Annotated in this window: 25 protein-coding genes; 10 read left to right on the forward strand and 15 right to left on the reverse strand. The window is 36.1% G+C overall.

Annotated elements, in window-relative coordinates:
* Nucleotides 1-59: 59 nt before the first annotated feature.
* Both MLD65_RS08640 and MLD65_RS08645 read left to right on the forward strand, forming a co-directional pair.
* Complete coding sequence (locus MLD65_RS08640) at nt 60-1,118, forward strand: FUSC family protein (RefSeq protein ID WP_243291472.1); 1,059 nt, start codon at nt 60-62, stop codon at nt 1,116-1,118.
* 311 nt (nt 1,119-1,429) lie between these two features.
* Nucleotides 1,430-2,044, forward strand: coding sequence for a hypothetical protein (locus MLD65_RS08645; RefSeq protein WP_243291473.1), 615 nt, complete (start codon nt 1,430-1,432; stop codon nt 2,042-2,044).
* Between the two features lie 128 nt (nt 2,045-2,172).
* On the opposite strand, the gene MLD65_RS08650 is transcribed toward MLD65_RS08645, so the two are convergent.
* Entirely contained in the window at nt 2,173-2,703 is a 531-nt protein-coding gene (locus tag MLD65_RS08650; RefSeq protein WP_243291474.1) for a hemerythrin domain-containing protein, read from the reverse strand.
* Nucleotides 2,704-2,949: 246 nt separating this feature from the next.
* Nucleotides 2,950-3,630, reverse strand: a complete 681-nt coding sequence (locus MLD65_RS08655; protein ID WP_279326015.1) for a cyclic nucleotide-binding domain-containing protein — start codon at nt 3,628-3,630, stop codon at nt 2,950-2,952.
* 289 nt (nt 3,631-3,919) lie between these two features.
* Here MLD65_RS08655 and MLD65_RS08660 point away from each other — a divergent pair, with 289 nt between their 5' ends.
* Nucleotides 3,920-4,213, forward strand: a complete 294-nt coding sequence (locus MLD65_RS08660) for a hypothetical protein (protein WP_243291476.1) — start codon at nt 3,920-3,922, stop codon at nt 4,211-4,213.
* Nucleotides 4,214-4,613: 400 nt separating this feature from the next.
* Here MLD65_RS08660 and moaA read toward each other — a convergent pair whose 3' ends face one another.
* From moaA to MLD65_RS08680, 4 genes are all read right to left on the reverse strand, one after another.
* Nucleotides 4,614-5,615: a GTP 3',8-cyclase MoaA gene (moaA, locus tag MLD65_RS08665; RefSeq protein WP_279326013.1), complete on the reverse strand. Its 1,002-nt coding sequence runs from the start codon at nt 5,613-5,615 to the stop codon at nt 4,614-4,616.
* Nucleotides 5,616-6,028: 413 nt separating this feature from the next.
* A complete protein-coding gene (locus MLD65_RS08670; protein WP_243291477.1) occupies nt 6,029-6,337 on the reverse strand; it encodes a hypothetical protein in 309 nt (102 codons plus the stop codon).
* 312 nt (nt 6,338-6,649) lie between these two features.
* Entirely contained in the window at nt 6,650-7,825 is a 1,176-nt protein-coding gene (locus tag MLD65_RS08675; RefSeq protein WP_243291478.1) for an MFS transporter, read from the reverse strand.
* Between the two features lie 342 nt (nt 7,826-8,167).
* Complete coding sequence (locus tag MLD65_RS08680) at nt 8,168-9,289, reverse strand: TIGR04053 family radical SAM/SPASM domain-containing protein (RefSeq protein ID WP_243291479.1); 1,122 nt, start codon at nt 9,287-9,289, stop codon at nt 8,168-8,170.
* Nucleotides 9,290-9,483: 194 nt separating this feature from the next.
* Between MLD65_RS08680 and MLD65_RS08685 the strand changes: the two genes are divergently transcribed.
* Complete coding sequence (locus MLD65_RS08685) at nt 9,484-10,188, forward strand: Crp/Fnr family transcriptional regulator (RefSeq protein WP_243291480.1); 705 nt, start codon at nt 9,484-9,486, stop codon at nt 10,186-10,188.
* A gap of 170 nt (nt 10,189-10,358) precedes the next feature.
* On the opposite strand, the gene MLD65_RS08690 is transcribed toward MLD65_RS08685, so the two are convergent.
* Nucleotides 10,359-11,084 carry a YwiC-like family protein gene (locus MLD65_RS08690; protein ID WP_243291481.1) on the reverse strand — a complete coding sequence of 242 codons (726 nt, stop codon included), beginning with the start codon at nt 11,082-11,084 and terminating at the stop codon, nt 10,359-10,361.
* A gap of 207 nt (nt 11,085-11,291) precedes the next feature.
* On the opposite strand from MLD65_RS08690, the gene ric reads away from it, so the two are divergent.
* Entirely contained in the window at nt 11,292-11,990 is a 699-nt protein-coding gene (ric, locus tag MLD65_RS08695; protein WP_243291482.1) for an iron-sulfur cluster repair di-iron protein, read from the forward strand.
* Between the two features lie 54 nt (nt 11,991-12,044).
* Here the strand turns inward: ric and MLD65_RS08700 are convergent, their stop codons facing one another.
* The 7 genes from MLD65_RS08700 to MLD65_RS08730 all read right to left on the reverse strand — a co-directional run bounded on the left by MLD65_RS08700 (nt 12,045) and on the right by MLD65_RS08730 (nt 19,791).
* Nucleotides 12,045-13,535, reverse strand: coding sequence for a coproporphyrinogen III oxidase (locus MLD65_RS08700; RefSeq protein WP_243291483.1), 1,491 nt, complete (start codon nt 13,533-13,535; stop codon nt 12,045-12,047).
* 412 nt (nt 13,536-13,947) lie between these two features.
* Nucleotides 13,948-14,811: a Cof-type HAD-IIB family hydrolase gene (locus tag MLD65_RS08705; RefSeq protein ID WP_243291484.1), complete on the reverse strand. Its 864-nt coding sequence runs from the start codon at nt 14,809-14,811 to the stop codon at nt 13,948-13,950.
* Between the two features lie 76 nt (nt 14,812-14,887).
* Nucleotides 14,888-15,817, reverse strand: coding sequence for a DMT family transporter (locus tag MLD65_RS08710; protein WP_243291485.1), 930 nt, complete (start codon nt 15,815-15,817; stop codon nt 14,888-14,890).
* A gap of 87 nt (nt 15,818-15,904) precedes the next feature.
* On the reverse strand, nt 15,905-16,606 hold the full coding sequence (locus tag MLD65_RS08715; protein WP_243291486.1) for a Crp/Fnr family transcriptional regulator: 702 nt from the start codon (nt 16,604-16,606) through the stop codon (nt 15,905-15,907).
* Nucleotides 16,607-16,629: 23 nt separating this feature from the next.
* Entirely contained in the window at nt 16,630-18,540 is a 1,911-nt protein-coding gene (locus MLD65_RS08720) for a heavy metal translocating P-type ATPase (protein ID WP_243291487.1), read from the reverse strand.
* A 204-nt stretch (nt 18,541-18,744) separates the two neighbouring features.
* A complete protein-coding gene (locus MLD65_RS08725) occupies nt 18,745-18,969 on the reverse strand; it encodes a heavy-metal-associated domain-containing protein (protein WP_243291488.1) in 225 nt (74 codons plus the stop codon).
* Nucleotides 18,970-19,437: 468 nt separating this feature from the next.
* The gene (locus MLD65_RS08730; protein WP_243291489.1) at nt 19,438-19,791 is read right to left on the reverse strand and encodes a YlbF/YmcA family competence regulator; all 354 of its coding nucleotides are present in this window, start codon (nt 19,789-19,791) and stop codon (nt 19,438-19,440) included.
* 208 nt (nt 19,792-19,999) lie between these two features.
* Here MLD65_RS08730 and MLD65_RS08735 point away from each other — a divergent pair, with 208 nt between their 5' ends.
* Nucleotides 20,000-20,329, forward strand: coding sequence for a thioredoxin family protein (locus MLD65_RS08735; RefSeq protein ID WP_243291490.1), 330 nt, complete (start codon nt 20,000-20,002; stop codon nt 20,327-20,329).
* Nucleotides 20,330-20,374: 45 nt separating this feature from the next.
* Here MLD65_RS08735 and MLD65_RS08740 read toward each other — a convergent pair whose 3' ends face one another.
* Nucleotides 20,375-21,502 carry a DUF445 domain-containing protein gene (locus MLD65_RS08740; protein ID WP_243291491.1) on the reverse strand — a complete coding sequence of 376 codons (1,128 nt, stop codon included), beginning with the start codon at nt 21,500-21,502 and terminating at the stop codon, nt 20,375-20,377.
* A 120-nt stretch (nt 21,503-21,622) separates the two neighbouring features.
* Here MLD65_RS08740 and MLD65_RS08745 point away from each other — a divergent pair, with 120 nt between their 5' ends.
* The 4 genes from MLD65_RS08745 (at nt 21,623) to MLD65_RS08760 (ending at nt 26,552) form a co-directional block, all read left to right on the forward strand.
* Nucleotides 21,623-22,999 (forward strand): YheC/YheD family endospore coat-associated protein, encoded by a 1,377-nt coding sequence (locus MLD65_RS08745; protein WP_243291492.1) that lies wholly within the window; start codon nt 21,623-21,625, stop codon nt 22,997-22,999.
* A gap of 69 nt (nt 23,000-23,068) precedes the next feature.
* Nucleotides 23,069-24,148 carry a YheC/YheD family endospore coat-associated protein gene (locus MLD65_RS08750; protein ID WP_243291493.1) on the forward strand — a complete coding sequence of 360 codons (1,080 nt, stop codon included), beginning with the start codon at nt 23,069-23,071 and terminating at the stop codon, nt 24,146-24,148.
* The gene (locus MLD65_RS08755) at nt 24,148-25,497 is read left to right on the forward strand and encodes a YheC/YheD family endospore coat-associated protein (RefSeq protein ID WP_243291494.1); all 1,350 of its coding nucleotides are present in this window, start codon (nt 24,148-24,150) and stop codon (nt 25,495-25,497) included. Before MLD65_RS08750 ends, MLD65_RS08755 begins: the two co-directional genes overlap by 1 nt.
* The gene (locus MLD65_RS08760) at nt 25,494-26,552 is read left to right on the forward strand and encodes a YheC/YheD family endospore coat-associated protein (RefSeq protein ID WP_243291495.1); all 1,059 of its coding nucleotides are present in this window, start codon (nt 25,494-25,496) and stop codon (nt 26,550-26,552) included. Before MLD65_RS08755 ends, MLD65_RS08760 begins: the two co-directional genes overlap by 4 nt.
* Nucleotides 26,553-26,586: the final 34 nt, after the last annotated feature.

Below are 26,586 nucleotides of genomic sequence, written 5' to 3' on the forward strand. Positions count from 1 at the left end.
TGGTCTAAAATAAATCATATATAATAAAGGCTAGAAAGTATGTTAGAGGAGAAATCTTTATGACTAGGAAGTTTCGTTTCAATTTTGTTGGAGGCAGAGTCATTAAAACTGGTATCGCTATTTTCATCACAGTGATCATCTGTCAACTGTTTGAGTTACCGACAATTTTTGCTGTCATTACCGCTATTGTCACAATCGAACCGACTGCACATGATTCAATTAAAAAAGGAATGATTCGTTTTCCTGCGTCTACGATTGGTTCGGCTTATGCGATGACTTTTACATATTTACTGGGGCATTCACCATTTTCCTATGCACTTTCGGCCATGTTTACCATTGTCACATGCCAAAAATTGCGCTTAGAAGCAGGAACACTTGTCGCAACGATCACGGCAGTTGCAATGATTCCCATAACTGAAACTGGCTATTTAAGTGCTTTTTTCACACGGTTAATGACAACGTCTGTCGGAATCATCGTCTCTACCTTTGTAAACTTTTTTATACTCCCGCCTAATTATTCACCGTTCATTAACAAGCAGATTCATACCTTGTTTCATAAAGTGGCGGAATTATTGGAATTAAGACAGAAAGAACTCACTGGGGAAAAAACAGTAAAAAAAGTGACATTGAAAAACTTTGACGTTTTATCGAAAGATTTACATAAAGCGATGACATTTATTCATTATCAACAGCAAGACTGGAAATACCATCGTCATACGAAGATGGAGATGCGCCAGTTCCACCTTGAGCAAAAAAAGCTCACCATTTTACAGCAAATCAATTATCACCTAGGAAATTTACTTTACGTGTCTGTAGATCCATCTGAATGGACAAAGGATGAAAAGGAACTACTATCAAAAACGATTCGTTCTATTTCATCTATTTTAAAAGATTTTTGTCACTCAATACCGAAAGAGCATTATGAACTCATTGAAGAATTGGACAGAAAATTTTGGACGGTTAAGCACGATTTAAGTGAAATAAAACCGAAAAAGTATCGGCACCACTTCAACCCAAAAACGGTCGTGCTGTTTGAAATTTTATCGATCCATGACATGATAGAAGAATTGGAACCGATCTGCAAACAACCTGGTCGGTTGCAAATGTTAGAACAGTAAAGGGGCTGTATGAAAAGTCCTTAAAATGAAGAAAGTGGCGAAAAACGAGTTGTTTCTCTCCACTTACTTTTATAGTTTTTCAATTATGATCTGAAAGTAGCTGGCGGATGTCTGCTAATTTTAGTATGTTGTGGGCTAATGCCTCCCGTAAATAAATTTGCATCATGAGCAATTGCCCATGATGCGATATGTTGACTTAGGAAAATTCACGAATAAAGTAAGTGGAATTCAAAATGGAAAAAGATACAGCTGGTCATGGTGGTCGTAAATGGAAATTAAAAGATAAAAAAAGTAAAGAAGGGCGTCGTTAGATGAAAATGGAAGAATCTTATCTAAATAAAAAGTATCCTTTTATACAATCTTATAGTGAATTAAAATATTTAATTCATAATAAGTCTGTGATTGACTTAATAGATGAATTTGAAAATATACAGTCTAAGTTTAAATTATCGAGTTTCCTTATAGATAGATTTCCTAGAAAGATTGATTCACCTTTATTTTTTGAATGGTTTGATGTACATTTTTTAGTAGATGGTTCTGTTGAAGATAATAAACTTTATTTTGAAATTGAAAATATCTTTTTAAAAGTTACTAAAGTTTTATCTATGTACAGTCCCATTTGGATAGAAACTTCATATGGTTATGATCCAGAAGGAATTCCAGAAGAGATTTTAACCGAACAAGAAAAAAATTTACTAGATTCAATTAAAGGAAAAGAAGTTTTATCAATTCAATCACAAGAAATATATGATTTATTACTAAAGTTAAGCTTTAGAGGATATATTCGTTCAATAATTTATTTACCCGATTTAGAAGCAATACTTTCGATTAATGATTTAGTTGTTGAAGTAATTGCTTTTAGAGATACATCAATTTTCGAAACTATTTGTAAAACTGAAGGATTGTACTTTAGAAAGAATGATTAGGTGCTAGAGAAGATTATAGATAAAAAGGGCTGTCCATAAGTCGATTTCTCCACAAATGGACGCCCTTTACATGTTTAAGCCAAAATTTCAAAATAGAAAAAGTGACAAAAAAAAGCCGACTAAATTTATTAGTCAGCCTCACACTTCAGCAATTTTTTTGCAAGCTCCTCTTTCTCTTTATTGGATAAAAGTTTTTCTGCCATCGGAAAGAGCACCTGTTCTTCTTTTGAAAAATGATCCGTTAAAATATTGTAAGCATTGATCACATATGAAGCTAAGTCTTTTGCATCATGAGCGTTTATTGTTTCCGTTTTCTTTAAAAATGTCATAATATATTCTTTCGCCTGATCATGCTCATACTCCATTACGGCGATTGGTCCTACATCTTTTCCAATATAGCGAGCCACCATCGGGAAAAGAACTTCTTCTTCTCGATGAGAATGGAGTTCTAATTCTTGAAAAAATTGTTGCACATTCTCTCGCAAACGTTGAAGCGCTTGTTGAACTTCTTTCTCTTCACCCTTCGATATCTTCTCTGCCTCAACAAATAGTGCATATTTCTTCTCGTTTAATGGTCCATGCTCTTGTTTTAATTGCTTGAGAGGTGGACATAATTCAACCGGCTCATCTCTCATCATGCCACATGGTGAAAATTCCATCGCTTCTCCCTCTTTTCTATTAATCTTTTCTTCATTATTGTAATCGAGGTCGCAAATTAACGATGTGATGTAAATCATCATATCGAAAAAAAGCGTTCCCGCAAGTTAGGTTCAAATTCACGCAAGTTTTGAAAAGAGAGTGCAAATCATGAAAAAAAGCCGCAAGTCATGAAAAAGTCCGCAACCCAGTGTACCATCCAGGTTCCTTATTTGATCATCTTCCATCTTAATATCGCATCAAGAATCTTACTCGATATTACAATAAGAAATCGGACATCCTTCGCAATTAATTTGACGTTTTAAGTAATCGATACTATGAATAATAATTTTTCTCCCTTTGAACGATACAATTCCTTTACTTTTTAATACATTCAATTCTCGGTTAACACTTTCCCGTGATGTCGAGCTAAAATTGGCCAAGTCTTGATGAGTAACCGAAACATCTAACAATATCCCATTGCCTACTTCCTCTCCATAACTATTGGACATGCGAATAAGCGTCGAATAAAGTGCTCCTTTTTTTCCGTATAAGACGAGATCACGAAATTTCGTATGTTGTTTTCGAAAATGATCGGTCATCATTTTTAAAAATTCGACCGCAAATTCACCGTTTATTAGCATTTCTTTTTCGATGGATTTATTTTTAATCACTAATACTTCACTATCTTCCAATGCTCGACCGTTAAATAAATATCGGCCATTACTAGAGAAAACCATCAATTCTCCAATGACTGCATTCGGTCCGCATAAACGTAAACAAAGCTCTTTTCCATCACCAGAAAATTTACTGATTTGAAACTTACCAGAAACGACAACAAAAAAGTTTTCCCCTATTTGTCCTTCTTGAAATAAAAACGCTCCCCTTTTTACTGGAAGATTCATATAGGACAAGTTCTTTAACTGTTCAAAGTGCTTTTGATTTAACATGTTTGACACCTTTATTTCCCCCTATTCGAGTAACATGAGCGAGCTTTCCAAACGCCTCGTTATGATCTTTAAGTTCACTATAAAACATTTATTACCACGAACAGTGTGACACATGTCACAAAAACAACTTAAATGTGATATAGTTCACATTTTTGTCATTTCTAATAAAAATAGATGTACACATAGGTGTTAAAAGCAAAAGAAGCTTTACAAAAAAATACATTTATTATATAAATATATTGATTTAACATATTTTTTGTATAATTTATTATTTTAGGAGTTGTTAAGGATGTTTGTATTAATAGGCACTATTACCATTACAAGTATTGGTCTTTTTGTATTGTTTAATTGGTTAATGGGTTATAAAAAAGGGAATATTGTCATTGATTTTGATGAACGCTATTTCAATCAAAAAGAATATGTAGAAGCTATTAAAAACAAATTAATAAATGAAGGTAGAAACGTTCAATATATTGGCGGTGGTAAATTTATCATTGATGGAAAAAAATATTTATTCATCGAAAGAAATGTTAGTATGGGAAGAGTTCCAATGCAAAGAACAATTCTTAAACTTATAAAGTGAAACTTCATTCAGTGGGGGTCTTACTGCCCGTTAAGAGTGGGATAAAATAGATTTATTCAACTAACTGGTCTTTAATTGAATAAAATAAAACCCATATGCGCACGATCAGCCTCAGACAAAAATGTTCTTACGCCTTAAAGGCGCTTTCTGCCTTTAAGGCGTCACGTTTTTGACTTGAGGGGCCAGGTGGCTTTCGCTAAACATCGAAGGCTCTATTTGCCCTTGAAAGTTTTATTAAAAAAATATAAATTCAGATATTAAAATGAAAAACGCTTAGATTGATAACCAAGCGTTTTTTGTGCTACATATAATTTTTTTCACATGTGATTATTAGTGTTTTTCTCCACGTTATCCGAACTACTTAAATGTAAATTCGCCTCTCTATAAAAAATGCTTCTTTTTATCCTCCAATATAGGACATTTCAATCCGTTTTCCTCGTATCGTCGCCTGTTTTCCTCGCTCTTCTGAATAGCGATCGTCCCGATTCTCCCAAACATGCCGAATAGTAGTAAGCAATTCTTCATCAGATGCGCCATTCCGAATACTTGCCAGCAAATTCGTTCCTTTCGCTGAAAATAAACACGTATACAACTTGCCATCGGCTGAAATGCGACTACGTGTGCAATCGGAACAAAACGCAGCTGACACTGAAGATATAAAACCAACTTCGACGTTTGTGCCGACATAACGATAACTTTTTGCAACTTCACCGAAAAACTTTGCTTCTACCGGTTCCAATGGAAATTCATTTGTAATCAGTTTATAAATTTCTTTACTCGTAACGACTTCATCTAACTTCCATCCATTAAGAGAACCGACATCCATATATTCAATAAAGCGCAAGGTGATCCCTTTTTCTTTAAAATAGCGGGCCATTGGTAAAATTTCGCTATCGTTCATTCCTTTTTTTACAACCATATTCACTTTCACGGTTAAACCTTGATTGATCGCCTCTTCAATTCCTTCTAAAATTGCTTCTGATTTGATCCTTCTACCATTCATTTTCATAAAAACATCGTTATTTAATGCGTCTAAACTAACGTTTACTCGGTTTATTCCAGCTTTTTTGAGCCGCTTCGCATACTGCTTTAACAAAAATCCGTTCGTTGTAAGCGACACTTCTTGAAGACCCTCGATATTATTTAACATCGAAATAAGAACATCGATATCTTTTCGAAGAAGAGGCTCTCCGCCTGTTAAGCGAATTTTTCGCACCCCAAACCGAACAAAAAGTTTCGCTAAGCGAGTTATTTCTTCGAAAGTCATGATTTGCTCACGTTTCATAAAACAATATTGTTTTCCTTCTGTTTCAGGCATGCAATATATACAACGAAAATTACACCGATCGGTTACCGACATGCGTAAATCTAATAACGGGCGTTTATAAGTATCTCGCAACAAGTTTTATCCCTCATTTCTCATCAAAAGGTCTTATTTATAATGGTACATAAAGACGTAACAAGCCAATGTGAAGTACGTCACACTTTATTATATGTTCAAGTAATGTTCGAAATCATCTAGTTTTGACTTACACTCATTTTACTAAATTTGAAATGTTTTGTCTTACGATCGAAAGGTAAGGAAACTAAAAACATCTTCACAGGAGATGAAAGTATAGAGGATTATGATCGATGTAGAAATTAGAAGAAAGAATCACAAAACAGCCGTTTTGTGATTCTTCTAAATAAAGTGAAACTTCATTCAGTGGGGTCTTACTGCCCGTTAAGAGTGGGATAAAATATTAGTCGAAATGTTAAGCTAAATTTCTAAATAAATTCCTTTTTTAAAGAATCACTATTTTTTCAAATTCATATTTAAAGTGGAAAACTAATATTTTTTAATTGCTCTTTTAAATAATCACGATAAACCTTATTATTAGTTTGGAACTTTTCTGGGTATCTTTTTGGTTGAAAAATTACTGCACCATCCTTAATCCATTTATCTCTATAAATACGATGAGTTTCTTTTACTGGCATCAAATCACCATCTTCCATTTCAACATAGTCATCGTATCCGAATTCAAAACCATAGCAAACACATATTTCAAAAGATCCATACCCATCTTTATCATAAGCAGGCTCAAATAACCCTTTAAACCCACATACAGGACACATATATTTCATAGACATTCCCCTTATTAGTTTAAAAAGTATCCATATCTTTTGTCACTGCTTTTTCCCCATTGATTGATAGCATCAATGTAAGCAGTAGCGATATTAGAGACGAACAAAAGCGTAGGTCATTCGCTAAAGCGTCGTACAAACTCAGGCGACGTTTCAGTCGATGTTGACTTATCGTACGGATGAAGTGGGAAGTTTGCTAGTCGCTAATGCCGGCGTGACAGAAAAAAATCCTCCTCATACAGTCAGCCGATACGGACTTTATGAGGAGAATGGTTTGAAATTCTTATTTGAATTGTTTATAACTTCCTAAGACTAATTTGTCACAACCTCAGCAGTTCTTACATTTTTCTTTCCAAAGACTAATCGATTGAATAAGAAGCAGATAATTGCAAATAAACTGAGTAAAATAAATCCGAGCATGTAAGAACCCGTTGCATCTTTAACAATTCCCATCAAAATAGGTGGGAAAAAGCCTCCTAATCCACCCCATGCACCGACAATACCTGTTACGGCTCCGGTTTCATTTGGGAAAAGTTGAGGAACGAATTTGAAAACAGCTCCGTTTCCTAAACCAGCCATAATCGCGATGAAAAGACATGCCGCTGTCATCACGATTAGATTTTCCATACCGAATGCGATAATAAGCGCTCCCATCGCCATTCCTGCATAGACGATCGTTAAGATACGTTCTGCTCCTAATTTATCGCTAAGATTTCCGCCAATTGGACGTGCAAATGTTGCGATCACCGTAAAGCCAGCGGCACGTAAGCCTGCATCAACTGGAGTCATCCCATATAAGTCAATAAGCAATGAAGGCAAATAAATACCAAATGCTACAAATGCACCGAATGTCACAAAATAAAAAAGTGACAATGTCCACGTATGTTTATACTTTAATACCGATAAAGAATTAAGCATCGTTTTCTTTTCCTTCGGCTTAGGCATTTCAGGTGTAAAAAACCAAACGAGGATAAGCATGACGACAACTGGAATAATGAGTCCCCAGAACGCCCATTTCACTCCAAAGAAAGCTGCAATGGATGGTACAGAAAAGCTTGCAACGGCTGTTCCGATATTCCCCATTGCATTAATTCCTAACGCTGTACCTTGCTTTTCTGGTGGTGTGAGCTTTGAAACAAACGCAATGGAAATCGCAAACGATGTTCCCGCCATACCAATAAAGAATGCCCAAAACATTAACATTTCAAATGAATTAGCAAATCCTGCACCGACGAGTGGAACGATAATGAATAGCAATAATAAGGAAAAAAGCTTTCTTCCGCCGAAGCGATCCGTTAATATCCCAAGTGGAATCCTCATGACCGATCCTAGTAACACGGGAGTCGCAACTAAAATACTTTTTTGAGTAGACGTTAACCCATACATCTCTTGGAAAGTGCTTGCTAACGGTGAAAATACAGCCCAAACCGCAAACGCAATGGTCATGGCTAACGTCGTAATCGGCAATAATGCTTTTTGTTTGTTCATTTTTAGAACCTCCTGAATTTAGGCTAACAACAAACCTAAGTTTTGTTACTTTCATCATAAGCAAATGAAAAGAAAAAGTTTGTTAAACACATCACATTTCTAACTCATTTCACATTTTTGTAAAAAGTTTAATTCCCTTAACCCAAGATTCAGCACAAGGGCATTGTTCACCCTCGGGCAAAGTGTTCTTCATCCCTTTATAGGATGAAGGTTATTTGACCTCGAGGGGTAGGTGGCTTTCGCTGGACAAAGCTCCATTCATTGTATTTTCATTTAACTTTCTGAAACAATAAAAAACTGGCCCTCATAAAACTGAACCAGTTTTTCTTACAAATATTCATGTCACTTTGATGTCATCTTTTTTTCCTTTCTTAATTTATTCGGTATATAAACACAATAAGGCTCACTTTCTAAGTAATCGCCTGTCATTGCATATGCACGTGATCGGGAACCACCGCAAACATATCGAAATTCACAAACACCACATTTTCCTTTATATTTATCCGGATTTCTCAAATCCTGAAAAACTGGGGAGTTTCGGTAAATATCTGCCAATTGCGTTTCTCGTACATTTCCAGCTTTGATTGGCAACAATCCACTTGGATAAACATCACCAATATGTGAGATAAATAGAAAGCCGTTTCCATCATTCACTCCTTTTGGAGCACGACCGAGCCCGTCTACTTGTCCCGTTATGCCTTTCATTAGTACATCTTCATACCGGATATCATGGTCCTGTTTATGGTTTTCTCGCATCTTTTGCTGAAGGACAACACGGCGATAATGCTGTCCAGCGGTTGTTTTAATATCAAAAGGGACTCGTTTACTCGTTTCATACAGCCATTTAAATACTTTTTCATGCTCGACAGGTGAAATCATATCCTCATCCTTCCCCCGTCCTGTTGGGACAAGAAAGAAAACACTCCAAAGTACGCATTTAAGCTGCTCAATCAGTTCAACCATTTCATCTAATACTTCCACATTATAGCGGGAAATGACCGTGTTAATTTGGACAGGAATCTCCAGCTCATGCAAATATTGTATCGCTTTGATCGTTAAATCAAATGAACCACTTGTTCCCCGAAAATGATCATGAATTTTAGCATTTGGACCATCTAGACTAAATGCCCAGCGTGCTAATCCGATTTTTTTCGCTTTTTGAATCGCTTCTTTTGTCACGTTTGGCGTTGCACTTGGTGTCATCGAAACACGCAACCCTTTAGCAATCGCATATTCCGCAATATCATATACATCCGGTCTCATTAAAGGATCTCCACCAGTAAACACTAAAAGTGGTTGATCCATTTCGTATATTTGATCGATTAGTTTTTTTCCTTCTTCAAACGTTAACTCACGGGGATCACGATGATACTGTGCCTCTGCACGACAATGAAGGCACTTTAGCTGACACGCTCTCGTTACCTCCCAAATAACAATAAATGGATTTTCATGGAAGTCTCTCATAGACTCACTCCTCCTTCGCTATTGATTGTAAAATAAAGAAAGAGGGGCTCATGTGATACACATCACAAAAAGACTTTTGTCATACAATTGTCACTTACTTAGTAATTTTTTTTCATTCAACTTGAACAACTATGATTTACTTCACAGATTCTTTTTTATAGCATAATAAAATGAAATGGAAGGGAGATGTCTACATGAAACAGAACTGGATTCAACAACGATTAAAAGATGTCCCACTTTTTCGTGAGTTATCAGACGAAGAATTAACGACAATAATGGACATTTCACAAGCCCGTATGTATAAACAACGATCATTTGTCTTTATGCAAGGTGATCCGTTAGAGCGTGTGTATTTTATTCATTCTGGATCAGTGAAAATATATAAAACAGATTTAAATGGGAGAGAACAAATTGTTTCAGTTTTACAAGCAGGTGAAATGTTCCCACATGCCGGTTTTTTCAGAAAAGGGAGCTATCCAGCACATGCGGAGGTGGTTGAAGAGGCCGTCTTAATTTCAACTCCCATTGCAGAATTTGAGCAAACACTACTTAAAAGTCCTGAATTATGTATAAAGTTATTTCGTGTCATGGGTGAAAAAATCATTGACTTACACAACCGGTTAGAAGAACAAGTTCTTCATAATACTTATGAACAAATTATCATGCTCCTTTTGCGACTTACAAAAACAAATGCTGTTGAACAGTCCCACTATTACCGCCTTACATCTCATTTTACAAACAGGGAATTAGCGAATATGATCGGGACAACTAGGGAAACCATCAGCCGAACATTCAGCCAGCTAAAAAAGAAAAAGATCCTAGACACCGACGATAACGGATTTTATTTAATCGATAGAGATCAATTAGAAAAGGAACTATTTTTCCCATTTGAAAAATAGTATCCGCCTTGATCAGCATCAGACCAAAATGTTCTTACGATGAAAAGGCGCTTTTTTGCCTTTACGGTGTCACGTGGCGCTGGACAGCGAACATTCCATTACACTGGAAACTTTATCAAAGAATAAGGGTGCCCAAACCGAATGGGACACCCTTTTATATTGAAATCGATTTATAAGAGAACGAGCATCGCAATGCAAAAGTAAATCGCATTTACAGTCTCCATAATCCCAACTTTCATAATTGTCATCTTTTTTCCATATAAATAAACAGCACGAAGAACACTTGGTACATAAAGAATCGTAAAGAGTGAATACCCCGACATGATTAATACAATTATTAACAATATGTGATATCCCCATGAAAACCATTTAAACATTTCGTTTTTCTTTTCCCGAATCATCGTTTTCACGTAAAATGTACTTCCGATAAAAAAGAAGAAGCAAAATATACTGACTAGAAAAGCATCGAATGTTAATTCGCCACTTCCAACATAATAACTAGTTAGCGCTCCAATACAAAACGACATAATAGCCGCAACATCGTTTATAAAAGCCCGTTCGTTTTTCTTCTTTGCATAATAAAGATTGATGAAAAAGAATGGGACCATTGCGATTCCAAAATAAATAAGTTTTATATTATAAAAGAGAAGAATGAGTAGCATCGTAATGGCAATAAAAAAATAACGATAAAACCATTGTAAATACTCTTTTTTTCTCTTTATTTTAAACGACATTAATAATGGATATGTCGCTAAATATAAAAATAACCATCCAATAAATAATGGAATATGAAACCATGAAAAACCACCCGCGTATCCCCCTAATAAAAATGGTATGACCAACATAGCCCAAGCGCCGTGTTGTTTTGGAAGTAGTAGCTTTTTAGAAGCACCCATTCTCTTTTCGACTCCTTTCTCCGTGCAAACCTTTTTTACTTTTTTAGTATATCGAAAAAGTTACCGCAGCAACGTGTTCGTTATCACACGTTGAAAATTTGACACATTTTATTAAAAATTTGTTAATGTTTGTGATATGTATCACGACCTTATCGATCAATACGCGATATGATTACGATGAAATCAAAAACAAACGGAGGGTTAAAGATGGAAAAAACCTTTACAGAACAATCAACAGTTGGAGAAATCGTTGCTGCGTTTCCAAAATCAAGTGATTTTTTCAAATCAAATAGAATTGACTTTTGTTGTGGAGGTAATCGACCTTTAAAAGAGGCTTTAACAGAGAAAAATTTACCGGTTGAAGACATTGTTCAACAATTAAATGAGCAGTTTCAGAATGCTAATAAGAAAGTTGAAAAGAATTGGGAAGAAGCGACGTATTCGGAATTAATTGAACATATTGTCCATAAACACCACCGTTACCTAAATGAAGAGCTACCACAACTTAGTCCTTATGTCACGAAAGTGTTACGCGTTCACGGTGGCGAACAACCTCATTTAGTAAAGATTCATAAGCTATTTAATGAGTTAAAAACAGAACTAGAGCAACATCTAATGAAAGAGGAAGTACAAGCATTTCCCCTTATCTTACACTATGAACAAGAGCCGACACCAGAAAATGAAGCAGCCATGAAAAAAGTTATTTTCGAGCTCGTTTCTGAACATGACAAAGCAGGAGACATCATAAAAGAAATGCGGGACATAACGAATGACTTCACACCACCAGCCCATGCTTGTGGAACATACCGACTTGTTTATAACCGACTAGAAGCATTGGAATCAGATTTGTTTGAACATATTCATTTAGAAAATAACATTTTATTCCCGCGTATTCTTAATGATTAACTTTTCCACATTAAAAACGCTTGAACGGATTCCATCCATTCAAGCGTTTTTAATTTAAGAAAATAACTCTTCTAATATGTTTATTTTCTCTTTTGTATAATGCTCATAGCCTTCATTATAGGATTTTGGGTCTTTCGGGTTGGCAAAATGTGAGATTTTACCCGTTTTTGGATGAACAAATTTACTGGATGCACCACAACCAAGTCCGATAATCGTTTGTTGTTCCTCCATAATCATAATGTTGTAAATACTGTCTTGCCCTTTTAGCGCATAACCAACATTTTCTAAATTCCCTAAAATATTTTTCATTCGGTATAAGTAGTACGGTTCATAGCCATGTTTGTCCGTCCACTCTACCGCACGATCCATCATTTGTTCAATTTCTTTTCGACTTGCCACTTTATACTTTTCTTTATTTTTCGTCATTTCCGATGCACGTTTAAACGATAACGTATGAACCGTTAACGACTCTGGCATTAATTTTTCCGTTTCACTTAATGTGTAATCGAATTCTTCTACACCTTCACCAGGTAAGCCGATGATTAAGTCCATATTAATATTGTTCATTCCCATGCTTCGAGCTAAATGGAACTTCTCGATTGTTTCATCCACCGTATGATGACGACCAATCGCTTTTAACGTTTCTTGAATATATGATTGCGGATTTATACTAATCCGGTCAATATTCCATTTCTTCAACACTTCAAGTTTTTCCGGTGTAATCGTATCTGGTCGACCTGCTTCAACGGTGATTTCTCGAATGTTTTTTACATTAGGAAATGATTCATACATTTCTTCATATAATAAATCCATTTCCTCCGCTGTAATACTCGTCGGTGTTCCACCACCGTAATACACCGTCGTAATGTTCATCCCTTTTTCCTTCAACCATTGACCGATTTGGCGCATTTCAAAATGTAAACCACCTAAAAATGAATCGACTTTCCCTTGCTTTCCGTTAATTGCATATGCAGGAAACGTACAATAGGCACATTTTGTCGGACAAAACGGAATGCCAATGTATATACTTACTTCCTTTTGAAGCTTGTACAAATCTGGGACTACACTTAATTGCCGATCGACAATTCGTTCCATTAATTGAATTTTTTCGTCTGTTATTAAATACTCTTCTTTTAATTGGCGGCGTATTTCTTCTTTTGAATACCCTTGTTCCATTTTTTTATGAAAAAGCTTTGTCGGACGAACTCCGGTTAAAATCCCCCATTTTTGAATAATGCCGGTAAAGTCTTGCATGAGTACTAAGTAAACGTAGGACAATGTATTTTTCACTTGTTTGAAGCGCTCTTTTTCTATCGTATATTGCGCAAGCTCTTTTTCGTGCTTCGCTTCAAATGTCTTTCCTTCCGCTTCGAGTTGACCAGCTATTTTTACAAAGTCATGTTGATCTTCAATGGAAAAAGAAACGATGATATTCGATTCTGCGTTGTCAAAAACAACCTCTGGATCTTCATAAAACAAATTTGATATTAACTGGATTGGACGATGGAACCGCTCATCTTGAATACCTTTTATTTGAATACGCATGTAATCACCTTTATCGTTAAATTCAAAACTTCTTATAGTGTACAGAAGAGACGGCGCTCGGTCAACAAGAGAATGTAACCAGTGAGGTGGTTGTTCGGAATGTAAACAAAACTCTTAATAGAAAATTCTCAGAGTGAAAACGTTATTATTTTATGGTTGGTAACATTATAGAGGTTTACGAGCAGGAATTGCACGAGTTTTTGAGTTAATTGCATCACTTCCGGGGACAATTGCACGAAATCTTACCTTAATTGCACGAATCTCAAAATAATTGCACCTCTGATTACTTAATTGCATATGATAATCCTTATTTGCACATATTAGTCTTTATTTGCACAAAAATTCACTGAATTGCATGATCCCCCCTAAAATCCACACGTCCTAAAACAAAAAAAGAGCGCATCATGCGCCCTCACTCACTTTTAATACGTTCTAAAAACTTAATACGTTGCTGTTTTCGAAAATGCTCTTTTACCATATAGGCGACTCCTTGGTCATCATTGCTTCTTGTTATCCAGTCTGCTTTTCTTTTCACTTGAAATGGCGAGTTGCCCATTGCTACACCAAGGCCAGCCTGCTCAATCATTTCCGTGTCATCGAGTTCACAGCCGATCACAACCATTTCTTCAGGGCTAATATTTAAATGCTGTCCAAGGATTTTTAAACTTGATGCTTTTGAAACTCCTTTAGGGACTACTTCGAGCTTTACTTCATTGACTTTCACAGTATCAACATTTGGAAAGGCATCACACAAAATTTTCTGCACTTCTTTTAATTCCGAAGGGTCTCCAAAAAAAATATCAATCTTCGGCGTCGCAACAGGGTCATCTCTTAACGCCTCCCCGAGCGATTCGACAAATTGAATCGGATAAAAGAGTGGATCAGCTGTATTTAAAAGCGTTTTACTCATTAAATTAGATGTGACTTTTTTCCGGTTCCCGATGGAGAAACGTTCATGAATAATACGAATGTTACAAGAAAAATTTTCAAGCACTTGCACGATATTAAATGTTCGTTCTTCTGGTATCCGTTTTACAAACAAAGGTTGGTCTAAACGATTGGCAATAAACGCACCGCTATGTGTAATAAGTTTTGTATCTAATTTTAAGGCCTTCGCAAGCTTCTTCGCTGATTGAAAATGCCGGTTCGTCACAAGGGTCACGTAGACTTCCTTTTTTTGGACAAATTCAATCGCTTCTTTCGTAGAGCTTTGAAGGCGACCATTTGATCGAAGTAACGTTCCATCAATATTTAACGCTAGTAATCGATAAATCACATGTTGGTCCCCCTTCTCATGGTGTCTAATCCTAATATGAGATTATGTCCTCCTCCATGAAAATAGAACCATTCGATCAGATTGCTTTGTTCTGTCTTTTTTTAATAGAATGGACACTTAACCAATGAGCACCTATTGTACCTGTTCCGAGTAAAACACCGAAAATAATAAAAACAAAGCCAATGAGCTGTAACGATGAAATATGTTCTCCTAAAAACAAATAGGACCCGATTAAGGAAAAAAACGGTGTTAAATTAATGAAAAGGGCGGTTTCACCTGGACCAAGATGATAAATAGCTCGATTGTACATGCTATGCCCGATAGCGGTTGCAAGCACAGCCGATGCGAGAAAGATAGCCCAAACCGGAATCGTCCCCTTTTGTAACGTTTGAAATCCATTCGGTTCCATGATGATACTTGTGATAAACAGGGCGATAGAACCGATTAAAAGCATCCATCCTGTCATAAGTCGTGAATGAAGGGTGGCTGTTCCTTTTTTAATAAAAATGAAACTAATCGCTTGTGCTACAACGGATAAGAAAATGAACAAGTCCCCTTTTGAGACACGAGCGACTTCGTTATTCCCGTTTAAAATAATAAATGAAACACCTAAAAACCCTAGTGAAATGCCGAGAATTTTTGACAATGTAAGACGATCTTTTAAAAAAAGGGCAGCAAAGAGTGTTGTCATTAGCGGAACTAATCCTAATATGAGTCCCGCATTAGAGGCAGTCGTATAGGATAAACCGACCGCTAAAAACAAATGATGACCCAATACACCGGTAACGGAAGCAATACTAATATAAATCCATTCCATTTTGGTCATTTTTCGCATTTCTTTCGCAACCATGACCATCATCATAACGACAAGCCCAGCAATAAAAATGCGAAATGCCGTAATCGTCACAGGATCAAACACTTCCACAATGACTTTAATCGCGATCACATTAAATCCCCATAACATCATAATGCCAAGCATCAGTAAATAAAGAAGTGCTTTTGACATTCTTCATCACTTTCCTCTTCATAAAATTGATTTCCCAATTTTAACAAATTTCAAGAAGAATGTCTTTTATTTTATCTTCATAATATTTCAGATAAGTAACAATCCATCTAAATCGACTATTTCAATCCTTTTATGGGCCTTTTGTTTTATGTAGCCCTGATTTTCTAGATGAGTTAACTTTCGGCTGATAGTTTCAGGGGTAGTTCCTAGATAAGAAGCTAGATCTTTCTTACTCATAGGTAGTACAATTTCGTTTGATTGATGATTATTTAGACATTCTGCTAAGAATAGAGCAAGCCTCGTTTCAACCTTTTCGGTAGCAAACCGTGCAGCTTGTTTTTCTGACAGCTCTAATCTGACTGAAAATTCATTGAGTATTTTCAATGAAATCGATGGGTATTTCATCAGTAATTCTTGTAATTTTGCTCTTTTAATTATACAAACCTGGGTTTCCTTTGTGGCTTCCGCATACGCTTCATGAAGGGTTTCATTAAATAGAGCGAGTTCTCCTGTGAAATTTCCTGGGACTAATAAACGGACCAACTTTTCCTTTCCAGATTCAGATAGTCGATAAATTTTTATTTCACCCTTGTATACAATATAAAGTGAATCTGACGGATCCCCTGCACGATAAAGTATTTCTCCTTTTTTATATGAAACAGATTCGACCACCTTCATAATTTCTTCCATATGTTCATTTTCTAAATGATTAAAAATAGGTACGAGAGAAACACACGATTTGTTTGTTCCTCGAGAACAAGCATGGATATGCGTTTCATTTCCATTCATGTTTTCCACTCCAATCAACGAGCTTATGTTAAGATTTTACCTTTTAGCTGTGCCGTCAAGCCTGCTAAACCTTTGGATATTTTACGTTGGAACTTGATTAACCTCATCGCATTCAGAATAACAAGCAATACACTGGCCTCATGAATAAACATCCCTAATGCTAAATGCACAGATTCATTTAGTACTCCTAATAAGAGTATAAACACGATTGCTACAGCAAAGTAAGTGTTTTCTTTCATGTTGAAAGTGGTTGCTTTAGATAAAGAGTATGCGTGTGACAATTGTGTAAGCTTATCAGCCATTAAGACGATATCTGCTGTTTCCATTGAAATATCGGTACCGCCTTCTCCCATTGCTAGTCCGACTTCGGCAGTAGCAATAGCAGGTGCGTCATTAATCCCATCCCCAGCCATCGCAACGACATGACCTTCTGCTTTTAATTTCTTCACGAACTCTACTTTATTCTCAGGCAATAATTCTGCATGGTATTCATCTATCCCTAATTGTTTGGCAACGATTTCAGCAGTATATTGATTATCTCCTGTCAGCATAATAATTTTTTTAATTCCGTTTTTTCTCATTTCTACTAGTGAACTCGGAGCATCATCCCGAATTTGATCAGCGATTGATAAAATACCGGCAATTTCACCATTTATGGCTGCAAATATTGCAGTATTTCCAGCCTTTCCTTGGCTAACTGCATAACTCATAACCTCTTTGGAAATATTAATCTTCTCAGCCTTCATTAATTTCTGATTTCCAACAACTATGTCGTGTCCTTCCACATTCGCTATAATCCCATTTCCTTTTATAATTTTTCCGTTTTTCGGTTTACTAGTAATGTTCAATTTTCTTTCTTTGGCTTCTTTGACTATGATTTGGCCTAAAGGATGTTCTGAGATGGTTTCTGCTTGCGCAACCAATCGAAGCAAATCATTCGTATCCATCTTTTTAAATAACTTAATAGCCGTTATTTCTGGCTTTCCTTTAGTTAGCGTACCTGTTTTATCGAAAACAAGCGTATTCACTTTAGCGAATTTCTCCATAACGTCTCCACCTTTAATCAGAACCCCATTCTTAGCTCCGTTGCCAATGCCGGCAACATTTGATACGGGAGCACCAATCATTAAGGCTCCTGGACAAGCGATCACTAGAAAGGTAATCGCCATGTGCAAATCCTTTGTTAAGAGATAGACAATAACGGATAAAGCAACAACTGCTGGCGTATAAATGGTAGAAAATTTTGTTAGAAATTTCTCAGTTTTTGATTTTGATTCTTGAGCTTCTTCGACTAGTTCAATGATTTTAGTAAAAGTAGTATCATCCCCCACTTTTTCCGCAACGATTTCGATATAACCATGATCAACAATCGTTCCACTGAAGACGTTATCGCCGATTTCTTTTGATGAAGGTACTGATTCACCTGTAATGGACGATTCATTTAAAAACGCTTGGCCAGAAATAACCCTTCCATCGACAGGAACCTTTCCACCGGATCGAATCAGCACATGATCGCCTTTTTCTACTTCTTCAACGGAAATCGTTACATGATTTCCGTTGCGAATTACAACAGCCTCTTGTGGTGCCATATCGACTAAACGCTTTAAAGAAGAACGTGTTTTTTCCAGTGTTCGTCTTTCTAAATAGTCCCCGAATAGAAATAAAAATGTCACGACCGATGACTCCGTAAACTCTTGAATATAAAAAGCACCGAGAACAGCTATCGTTACTAATAATTCTATACTAAAAGCTTTCATTCTTAGTGACTGGTATGCTTTAATTGCAATAGGAATACCAGCAATAATGGTTGCTAAAATAAGAACAATGGCTTTTATATCACCATTCCCCATAAACCCAAATAACCCCCCCAAGACAATTAAAATAAATGAAATCATCATCATTTGATTTTTATGTTTATGAATGGCTGTCAGCATCCCTGTTTCGCTCCTTTCTTCTCAAACGATTGCCTCGTTTCTTTATATGTAAATGATAAATTTTTTTCTGTTTAAAAGACTTGACCATAATCAAGTTTCTCGATATTTCTTTTCAATAAGCTGATAAAGAGGAAAAAAGACTGATAACCATTTATTCTTGGTTACCAGTCTTTTTGGTTTAACCTTTTATCATTCAGAATGTAATCATGAAGAAGCCTTAGTCGACAGTACTTGATAACCTAATTTTTTAATCATTTCTTTTAATTGACATGCTTCAACTCGAGATTCATCAAATTCTGTTCGTACCTTACTTGAGTTAAATAACACCCTTGCAGAAATTATTCCATTTGTTTTATTCAGCGTTGTCTCGATTTTTTTAATACATGATGGACAAGTTAGTGGCTCTAATTGAAAGACGGCTTTTGACATTCCTCTTCCTCCCTTGTTTTTCTATATTTTTATTTTAAGTTAGCTCTATAAAATAGTAATTGATAAAGATCAAGTTTCGTGATAAAACGAACATTGTGATAACGGAGTTGATGGAATGGCTTATAGTCAACATAGCCACGATCAAATATAAATAGCGTCAAATTCGATGAACGTTTTTAACTCTTTGTTACCTTTTAGATGTTTCGTAAACTTGTTGGAAGTTTCTAAAAAAACATTTTAAGCTTCTATTAATAAATGTTGACAACTATCTAGATGGTTTAATTGGACAATACACCTTGAGTTTAAAAACATAAGAAAAAGGTTTTTATTTTGATGGTTTTCTGAAACTTTATATTAAGCCTACCTTTTCGCTAACCATAAACGAACGACTAACAAAGATCGCTCCTTTGTGTTTCCTATAAAAAAAGAGATGCAACGAGGCACCTCTTCATTTCAGCGTATACCATTTTATTGTTGTAAATTACCGTAAAGTTCTTCTAGTGGTTTCATAATAATTTGGTTTAGTTCTTGGATTAACATGCTCATCCGTTGTTCTGCTTCCATTAATTTTCCGATTTTCTCATGCTGTTGCACAAGTTGAACAGATTTTTGTGCTTGCTCGACTTCTTCTTCTGTAATATCTTCACCATTCATTTGTTTTTGTTGTAGCTTTAATTGAATGTCGCGGAAGTTTTCAAACATTCTACGTGCGGACTCATCCGCTTCCACTTCACTATATAATTTCTGTAAATTTTTGAAATCATCGTTTTCTCGTAATGCTCTTTCTAAATTATACGCTACATCATGTACATTAACTGCCAAATTTAAAACCTCCTAATAGGGTTATCCGAATATCTCTACTGGCTTTCGTAAGACCTCTCCACTATAACAAACATCTCAATAACATTCAATGAAACTTGTATTCATATATGTATGTCATGATAGAAAAATGATGAACAAAATCTTCGTTTAGGTATTTACATGCACAGTCTATTATAATAAAAGATAATCAAATATATCGGAGGGTATCATGTATACATTACAGTCAGTCGCAGAGGTACAACAATTCATTGAACAGAACCCGTTTACATTTTTATATGTATCAAGAACAAATTGTTCCGTTTGTCATGCACTTCTACCGAAAGTAAACGAGATGCTTACAGAGTTTCCAACCATACAAACTGGGTTTATTAATGCTGATGACGTCCCGGATATTGCTGGATATTTATCCATCTTCACTGTTCCTGTTCTCCTTTTGTATGTGAACGGAAAAGAAATGATTCGAGAAGCTCGTTTTGTTCAAATGAATGATTTAAAAGATAAAATGGCAAAAATTTATGCTTTAGCAAATGAAGAATAATTTTTTAAACGGAAAGGCTATTCCGAAGCTACTCGGGATAGCCTTTTACATCATCAACACAATCACAGCTTGTACAAGTCCGATCATTCCACCTAGTAAGGCGCCTAAATACGTAATCATTTTAAATTCACGTTTTGAAATCGATAAGACCATTTCTTCTAACCGTTCGACCGAAAACGCCTCTACTTGCTCTTTGACGATTTGGTCTATGTTCATCATTTGCATAATCGCACCAATCCGCTCACTAATATATCGACTTATATAATGTGTAAGCTTCGGAACAACGTTATCTAGAACAAGATGTAAATACGGACCGCTAACTTCTACCAATTTCATTTTAAATAGTTTTTCAATCGGAATTTCTTGAACAATCCGATCGGCGATCGACATACTAACAGCTTCTTTGTTCCACTTTGCCGTCAATTCATCAATCGACCTGTTGGATAGTTTATCCCATTCCTTTTCCAAAATGTTCGTAAATAATTGCTTCGTTCCTTGATGGCGGAAAAACTTCGTAATCTCTGGTTGAATTTTCTCTTCAATGCTCGTATTGCCGAGTAACATTTGAATCATATTTCCAAACATACCGCGTTGTAATAAGAAATCATCAATCATCTTTTTCAGCCTTTTTTTTCCTTCCTCTGTTTCAAAATAAGCAGCCCCTTTATCTGAAATGTAAGCCCCAATTTGAGGAAGGAGTGATTCAATTTGGTCATTCCACTCGTCAGTTAACAATTCTTTTAATGGTTGATTCGAATTTAATAAATGGTTCACCTTTTGTTGAATAAACGTTTTTAGCTTCGTTTGTGCCTTTTGATCTACGTTTTCCAAACCAAAAGACTGTAGTAGCTCTAAAACGGTTTCCTCTCGATTACACAGTAGCGAAATTTCTTTTTCAAAAACGGCTGTCAAGTTGGATTGAAACGCAGGGTTTTGTAACTTTTTTTTAATCCCTTCAGGTGTGACTAAATGATCGACTACCATTTTCCCGAGCTGTACGGCAAGCTCATTTCTTCTTTTCGGAATTAAACCAGGTGTAAATGGGACACGTTTCCCAAATAAGTAAAGCGGTTTATAAGGTCTAAAAAGCATTTTAATCGCTAATGAGTTCGTGACGCCACCAATAAGCGCCCCAATAACCATCATCATGAGCATAATCGATAACACTTTCATACACATCTTCCTTACGATAAAATCACGATATTTTTTTCGATACATACGATAATATAACAATATTTGCCTAAGTTACTATTATAAAACTTGTCACTCATTCAATGCAAATGAGGTATAAAGATGACCATTGTTAAAACAACCTTATTCCCGATGAAAGAACAAAAGCCATTTCATTATGTGCAAATAAGTGATGCTTTGCAAACACAATGCCACGCATCCTTAACTTCAAAGGCTCACTTTCAATGTAGCTCAGAAACCATTTCTGCTCGTGTTAGTTTTATTCACGATGAACGGCCCGTTGTTTTTGCTAATCAATCGTTTTATCACGAGCTTCATCTCCCTTTTACGGAGATTCCCATACAAATTAGCTACGATCATAAAACGAATACATTTTCTTTCGGTCCTATTATCGCTATTTTAACGGATGTCGTTCAAAAGAAAAAGTCTATCCATTCTTTTGGCAGCATTCATGAGTTTTGTGAAGAAATGGCCTCCTACTCGAAACAACATGGTGCTTTTTTATACGTAACTACATTATCAAAGTTTCAAGAACATGCTGTTGAAGGCTATTATTATGAAGATGGCGATTGGAAACATGATACACTACCTCTTCCACATGTCATACACAACCGCATTCATTCGAGACGATTTGAATTATCTCATAAATTTAAGAATTTTACAGAGAAACTCATGAAACAAAACGTTCCCATATTCAATCATCGCTTTTTAAACAAGTGGGAAATACACGGAATTTTAGACGAAAACCGTCACCTTCAACCGTATCTTCCTAAAACCGCCTTAGTCGATTCAAAGGGGATTTTACAAACTTATTTAACCGATTTTCAACATGTATTTGTTAAGCCGATTCACGGAAGTCAAGGTCGTAATATTTTACAAATTCTCCAACATCCAAATGTTTATGAAGTCAAAGACTCCTCTCATTCAGAAACTCGCTCATCACGATATGACCTATTTGGTGAACTGTTTGAAGATTTGTATGCACGTTTCAAAAAAGAACCGTATATCGTTCAAGAGACGATACCTGTTATCACATACAAGAATCGGCCACTTGATTTTCGCATTTTATGTCATAAAAATGGACCTCACACGTGGAAAATAACGTCTGCCGTTGCTCGAGTTTCAGCCGAAAACCAATTTGTATCAAATATTGCAAAAGGGGGCGAACTTTATCGTTTAAAGACGATTTTGCCAGAGCTGTTCGACTCTTCGACAAGTTATCATGTCCGGAAGCTATTATATGAAATTTCTTTAGAAGTAGCACATACCATCTCACAACAAACGATTGGAGAATATGCAGAGCTTGGCATTGATATAGCGATTACGAAGGATGGAAAACCGTGGATTCTTGAGGTGAATACGAAGCCCTCTAAAAATATGGATCTGTCCAAAAGCACAGCGATTCGTCCTTCCGCAAAAGCGGTTGCCGACTACAGTTTTTTCTTGAGTGGTTATGAAAGGAAAAAAGGAAGCATATAATGGTGCAATAGATTTACCCTCATCTTCTTTTAGGTGAGGGTAAGATTACGTCGTTTGGAGGAATGAACGATGGCTATTTTCACATTAGGATTTCTCGTTACACGATTTGAACATGAACAAGCCTATTTCACCAATGTGGCGAAAGCAGCCATTGATGAAAAGATCGAATGTGTTCGATTTCAACCTGACGACATTGATTTATCGTTAAATATGATTTCGTGCTTACGCTTTAACACGAAATCAATGAGTTGGTCACCTTCATCCGAAAGCATTCCTCCATTTATTTATGACCGCTGTTTTTACGGACAAGATCGCGCCTCTTTTATTCAAAAAAAACTTGTCCAACTGTTAAAAAACAAGCCTGAAATTACGTTTCTTGGACATGGCTTACCGAATAAATGGAGCTTATATACATCGCTTAAACGAACAAACGTAAGCACACTTTTACCAGAAACGATACTCGTTCAAAACGAAAGCGTCGTATTTGACTATTTATCAAAAGAAAATGCTTGTATGTTAAAACCACTATCAGGGGCAAATGGAACAGGTATTGTCACGATTCATAAACGTGATGAACAATTTATTTTCTTCTATTCGACAAACAAACAGTCGTATCACCGAAAAAATAGTGCCAAGCGTGTAGTAAGTAGAATCGTCAAGCAAAAACGTTACATTCTCCAGCCACTACTCCCACTGCAAACGAAGGAAAATAAACCTTTTGACCTCCGCCTCTTTGTCCAAAAAGACGAGCATGGTAAGTGGTGTGTGCGTGGAAAAGCGATACGAATCGGACGGAAAAATAGTTTCGTCTCAAACCTTTCGAAAGGAGGAACGATTCACGATTTTAAAGACTGGCTACAAACAATCAGCCTGCCAAAAAGACAAATTTTAATGGAGAACATTCAATCTATGCTCGCAACGTTACTTCCGATATTAGATCAACATTATGAGCCATTATTTGAAATCGGGATTGATGTAGGCATTCATTTACAAGATGCCTCCATTTGGATTATCGATATTAATTCAAAACCAGGGCGAAAGATTGTTTATGAAACCGAACCACATAAACAAATGGAAATTTTTAAAGCCCCTCTGTTATACGCAAAATTTTTACGAAACGAACAAACTTCCGTAAAGGATGGGATGTGATGATATATAAAATTATACCGGTGGAAAATGCTCAAAACATCGTTGTACTCCCTTTCTATTTAGAATCTCCTTTTCTAAAAGAAATTCACTACGGTCAAAAGATGCAATCTTGTCGTATACTTAGCCATTACGATCACAATAACACGGTTTATGTTTCCCAAAATTTATGTGAAGAGCTCCTCCTTCCACCAAACATGGAGACAAAAATAACCATTTGGCATAATCGGTTAGTTTTTGGACCGTTAGTCGGCATTTTAACAGCTGGATTTACGAAATCGTCATTAAGGCCTGCCGGAAAACGTTCGATTTTATTTGCAAAATATATTGAAAGTGGAAAAGGAACAGGTGCAAACGTTTTATTATTCGGTGCACATCAAATCAATTGGGAAGATGAAACGATTGAAGGGTATACGTTTACACAAGATGGATGGAAAAAAATAAAAGCCCCTTTTCCAAATGTATTATACAATCGTCTCCCAAATCGAAAAGTTGAAAATCTCGAATCATTCACATTCTTAAAATCGAAACTGACAAACGACTACCACATCCCAATGTTTAACCATCATTTTTTTAATAAATGGGATACGTTTAAGCTATTATCAAAGTCAAAAGCCGATTCGTATTTACCAGAAACTTATGCTTCTCCATCCATTGAAGAAATAGAAGGGATGTTACAAAAACATACGATTATCTTTTTAAAACCTATTAACGGAAGTCTTGGGTTAGGTGTTTATAAATTGATGTATTCACCGGAAAAGAATTGTTATTACTGCCGATATGTAGACAAAAAAAATGAAAAGCGATTAACGAAATATTCCTCTCTTCATGCTTTTTTAAAGAGTACATTTCGAAATCGCGATCTCAAACATTACATTGTGCAACAAGGCATTAAATTGCTTCAATTCAATCAAAACCCGATTGACTTTCGCATTCATGTAAACAAAAATGAGCATGGACAGTGGATTCTTTCCGCAATGGCGGCAAAAATTGCTGGAAAAGGCAGTGTAACGACACATATTAAAAATGGCGGAATGATTAAAACAGTTCATGAAATACAGAGCCTTATCAATCCTTCTTTTTCGTTAGCAAACTTACTAACAGAAGCTGCATTCACCATTTGTTCGTCCTTGGATCACCAGCTAGATGGGACGATTGGAGAAATCGGTTTTGATTTTGGGATTGATCGTTTTGGGAAAGTATGGTTATTTGAAGCCAATTCAAAGCCAGGACGCTCTATTTTTCAACATGAAGCATTACAAAAGGAAGACATTCGAACAAGAGAAATCGTCTTTCAATACGCCGAATACTTAATGCAGAAATCCATCCATTTAAGAGCTGGTGTGCAATGACTCAAAACCATTTTCTCGTTGCCATATTGACAGGTGAATCCACTCCTCCTTCGCCGTTTAAAGGGAATGTCCATTTATTTAAGCATCTTCAGGAAAAAGCCTTACAATACGGTGGATTTACGTATGTCTTTACGAGCCAAAACGTTCAAGACCATCATATAGTCGGGTATTACTATAACGTTTTGCAAAAAAGATGGGTACAAAAAAAATTTCCCTATCCAGATGTCGTTTACAATCGCTATCCATTCCGTGAAAATGAATCATCCCTTTTGTCCCTATTTGAACGCTTTGACGAGTTACATATCCCCATTTTTAATCGTTATTTTTTTAATAAATGGGATGTGTATACTTGTTTAATGAAAAATAAATCCGTTAAACGTTATCTCCCAAACACAAAACTTGTTCACCATGTACAAGATATAACATCATTTTTACAAAGCTACCGCTCAATCTATTTAAAGCCCGTTCAAAGTAGTCAAGGAAATGGCATCATCAAAGTTGCGGCAAAAGGTGAGGGGCAATATGTCATTCAAACCGTCCAACATAAGACCATTGTCTTTTCGATTGAACAGCTATTACATACAATCTTACAGTTCATGACACATTCCCCTTATATTATGCAAGAAGAAATCATGACCGATACACTTTACGGCAAAAAGTACGATTTGCGGCTCTTCGTTCATCTTCACGAAAAGATGTACTCGCCTTCTGGAATTGGCGTTCGCGTAGCCGATAGGCAAACCGTTACGACACATGTACCAACTGGTGGAAAAATTGTTTCCTTTAACGAAGTTCACGCACGAATTGATCCAAACCAGCTAGGCGATATATGTCATGAAATTGGGCAAACGTTATGTGATCAATATGGACTGATTGGAGAATTTTCATTAGATATGGGCAGAAGAAAAGATGGCCAATTATTCGTGTTTGAAGTGAATTCGAAACCGATGAAGTTCGATGAACCGCTAATTTTTCAACAAGGTATTCATCGACTCATACAACTGTTTCAACAGCTATCTAATCAAGGAGCAAGAAATGTATTACATGATGGCTAGTTTAAGCAAGTTTGCTATTAACATATTTTACTTA

Origin of the sequence: Bacillus sp. FJAT-47783 (assembly GCF_022808615.1) — a bacterium.
Taxonomy (GTDB): domain Bacteria; phylum Bacillota; class Bacilli; order Bacillales; family Aeribacillaceae; genus Bacillus_BZ.

Bases quoted from the DNA above. Each gene is read 5' to 3' on its own strand.
- MLD65_RS08755 (WP_243291494.1), top strand. From the start codon at position 24,148: ATGATATATAAAATTATACCGGTGGAAAATGCTCAAAACATCGTTGTA.
- MLD65_RS08685 (WP_243291480.1), top strand. From the start codon at position 9,484: ATGAAACAGAACTGGATTCAACAACGATTAAAAGATGTCCCACTTTTT.
- MLD65_RS08725 (WP_243291488.1), bottom strand. From the start codon at position 18,969: ATGTCAAAAGCCGTCTTTCAATTAGAGCCACTAACTTGTCCATCATGT.
- MLD65_RS08675 (WP_243291478.1), bottom strand. From the start codon at position 7,825: ATGAACAAACAAAAAGCATTATTGCCGATTACGACGTTAGCCATGACC.
- MLD65_RS08710 (WP_243291485.1), bottom strand. From the start codon at position 15,817: ATGTCAAAAGCACTTCTTTATTTACTGATGCTTGGCATTATGATGTTA.
- MLD65_RS08715 (WP_243291486.1), bottom strand. From the start codon at position 16,606: ATGAATGGAAATGAAACGCATATCCATGCTTGTTCTCGAGGAACAAAC.
- MLD65_RS08690 (WP_243291481.1), bottom strand. From the start codon at position 11,084: ATGGGTGCTTCTAAAAAGCTACTACTTCCAAAACAACACGGCGCTTGG.
- MLD65_RS08760 (WP_243291495.1), top strand. From the start codon at position 25,494: ATGACTCAAAACCATTTTCTCGTTGCCATATTGACAGGTGAATCCACT.
- MLD65_RS08680 (WP_243291479.1), bottom strand. From the start codon at position 9,289: ATGAGAGACTTCCATGAAAATCCATTTATTGTTATTTGGGAGGTAACG.
- MLD65_RS08735 (WP_243291490.1), top strand. From the start codon at position 20,000: ATGTATACATTACAGTCAGTCGCAGAGGTACAACAATTCATTGAACAG.
- MLD65_RS08700 (WP_243291483.1), bottom strand. From the start codon at position 13,535: ATGCGTATTCAAATAAAAGGTATTCAAGATGAGCGGTTCCATCGTCCA.
- ric (WP_243291482.1), top strand. From the start codon at position 11,292: ATGGAAAAAACCTTTACAGAACAATCAACAGTTGGAGAAATCGTTGCT.
- MLD65_RS08640 (WP_243291472.1), top strand. From the start codon at position 60: ATGACTAGGAAGTTTCGTTTCAATTTTGTTGGAGGCAGAGTCATTAAA.
- MLD65_RS08655 (WP_279326015.1), bottom strand. From the start codon at position 3,630: ATGTTAAATCAAAAGCACTTTGAACAGTTAAAGAACTTGTCCTATATG.
- MLD65_RS08720 (WP_243291487.1), bottom strand. From the start codon at position 18,540: ATGCTGACAGCCATTCATAAACATAAAAATCAAATGATGATGATTTCA.
- MLD65_RS08670 (WP_243291477.1), bottom strand. From the start codon at position 6,337: ATGAAATATATGTGTCCTGTATGTGGGTTTAAAGGGTTATTTGAGCCT.
- MLD65_RS08650 (WP_243291474.1), bottom strand. From the start codon at position 2,703: ATGGAATTTTCACCATGTGGCATGATGAGAGATGAGCCGGTTGAATTA.
- MLD65_RS08660 (WP_243291476.1), top strand. From the start codon at position 3,920: ATGTTTGTATTAATAGGCACTATTACCATTACAAGTATTGGTCTTTTT.
- MLD65_RS08750 (WP_243291493.1), top strand. From the start codon at position 23,069: ATGGCTATTTTCACATTAGGATTTCTCGTTACACGATTTGAACATGAA.
- MLD65_RS08645 (WP_243291473.1), top strand. From the start codon at position 1,430: ATGAAAATGGAAGAATCTTATCTAAATAAAAAGTATCCTTTTATACAA.
- MLD65_RS08745 (WP_243291492.1), top strand. From the start codon at position 21,623: ATGACCATTGTTAAAACAACCTTATTCCCGATGAAAGAACAAAAGCCA.
- MLD65_RS08740 (WP_243291491.1), bottom strand. From the start codon at position 21,502: ATGAAAGTGTTATCGATTATGCTCATGATGATGGTTATTGGGGCGCTT.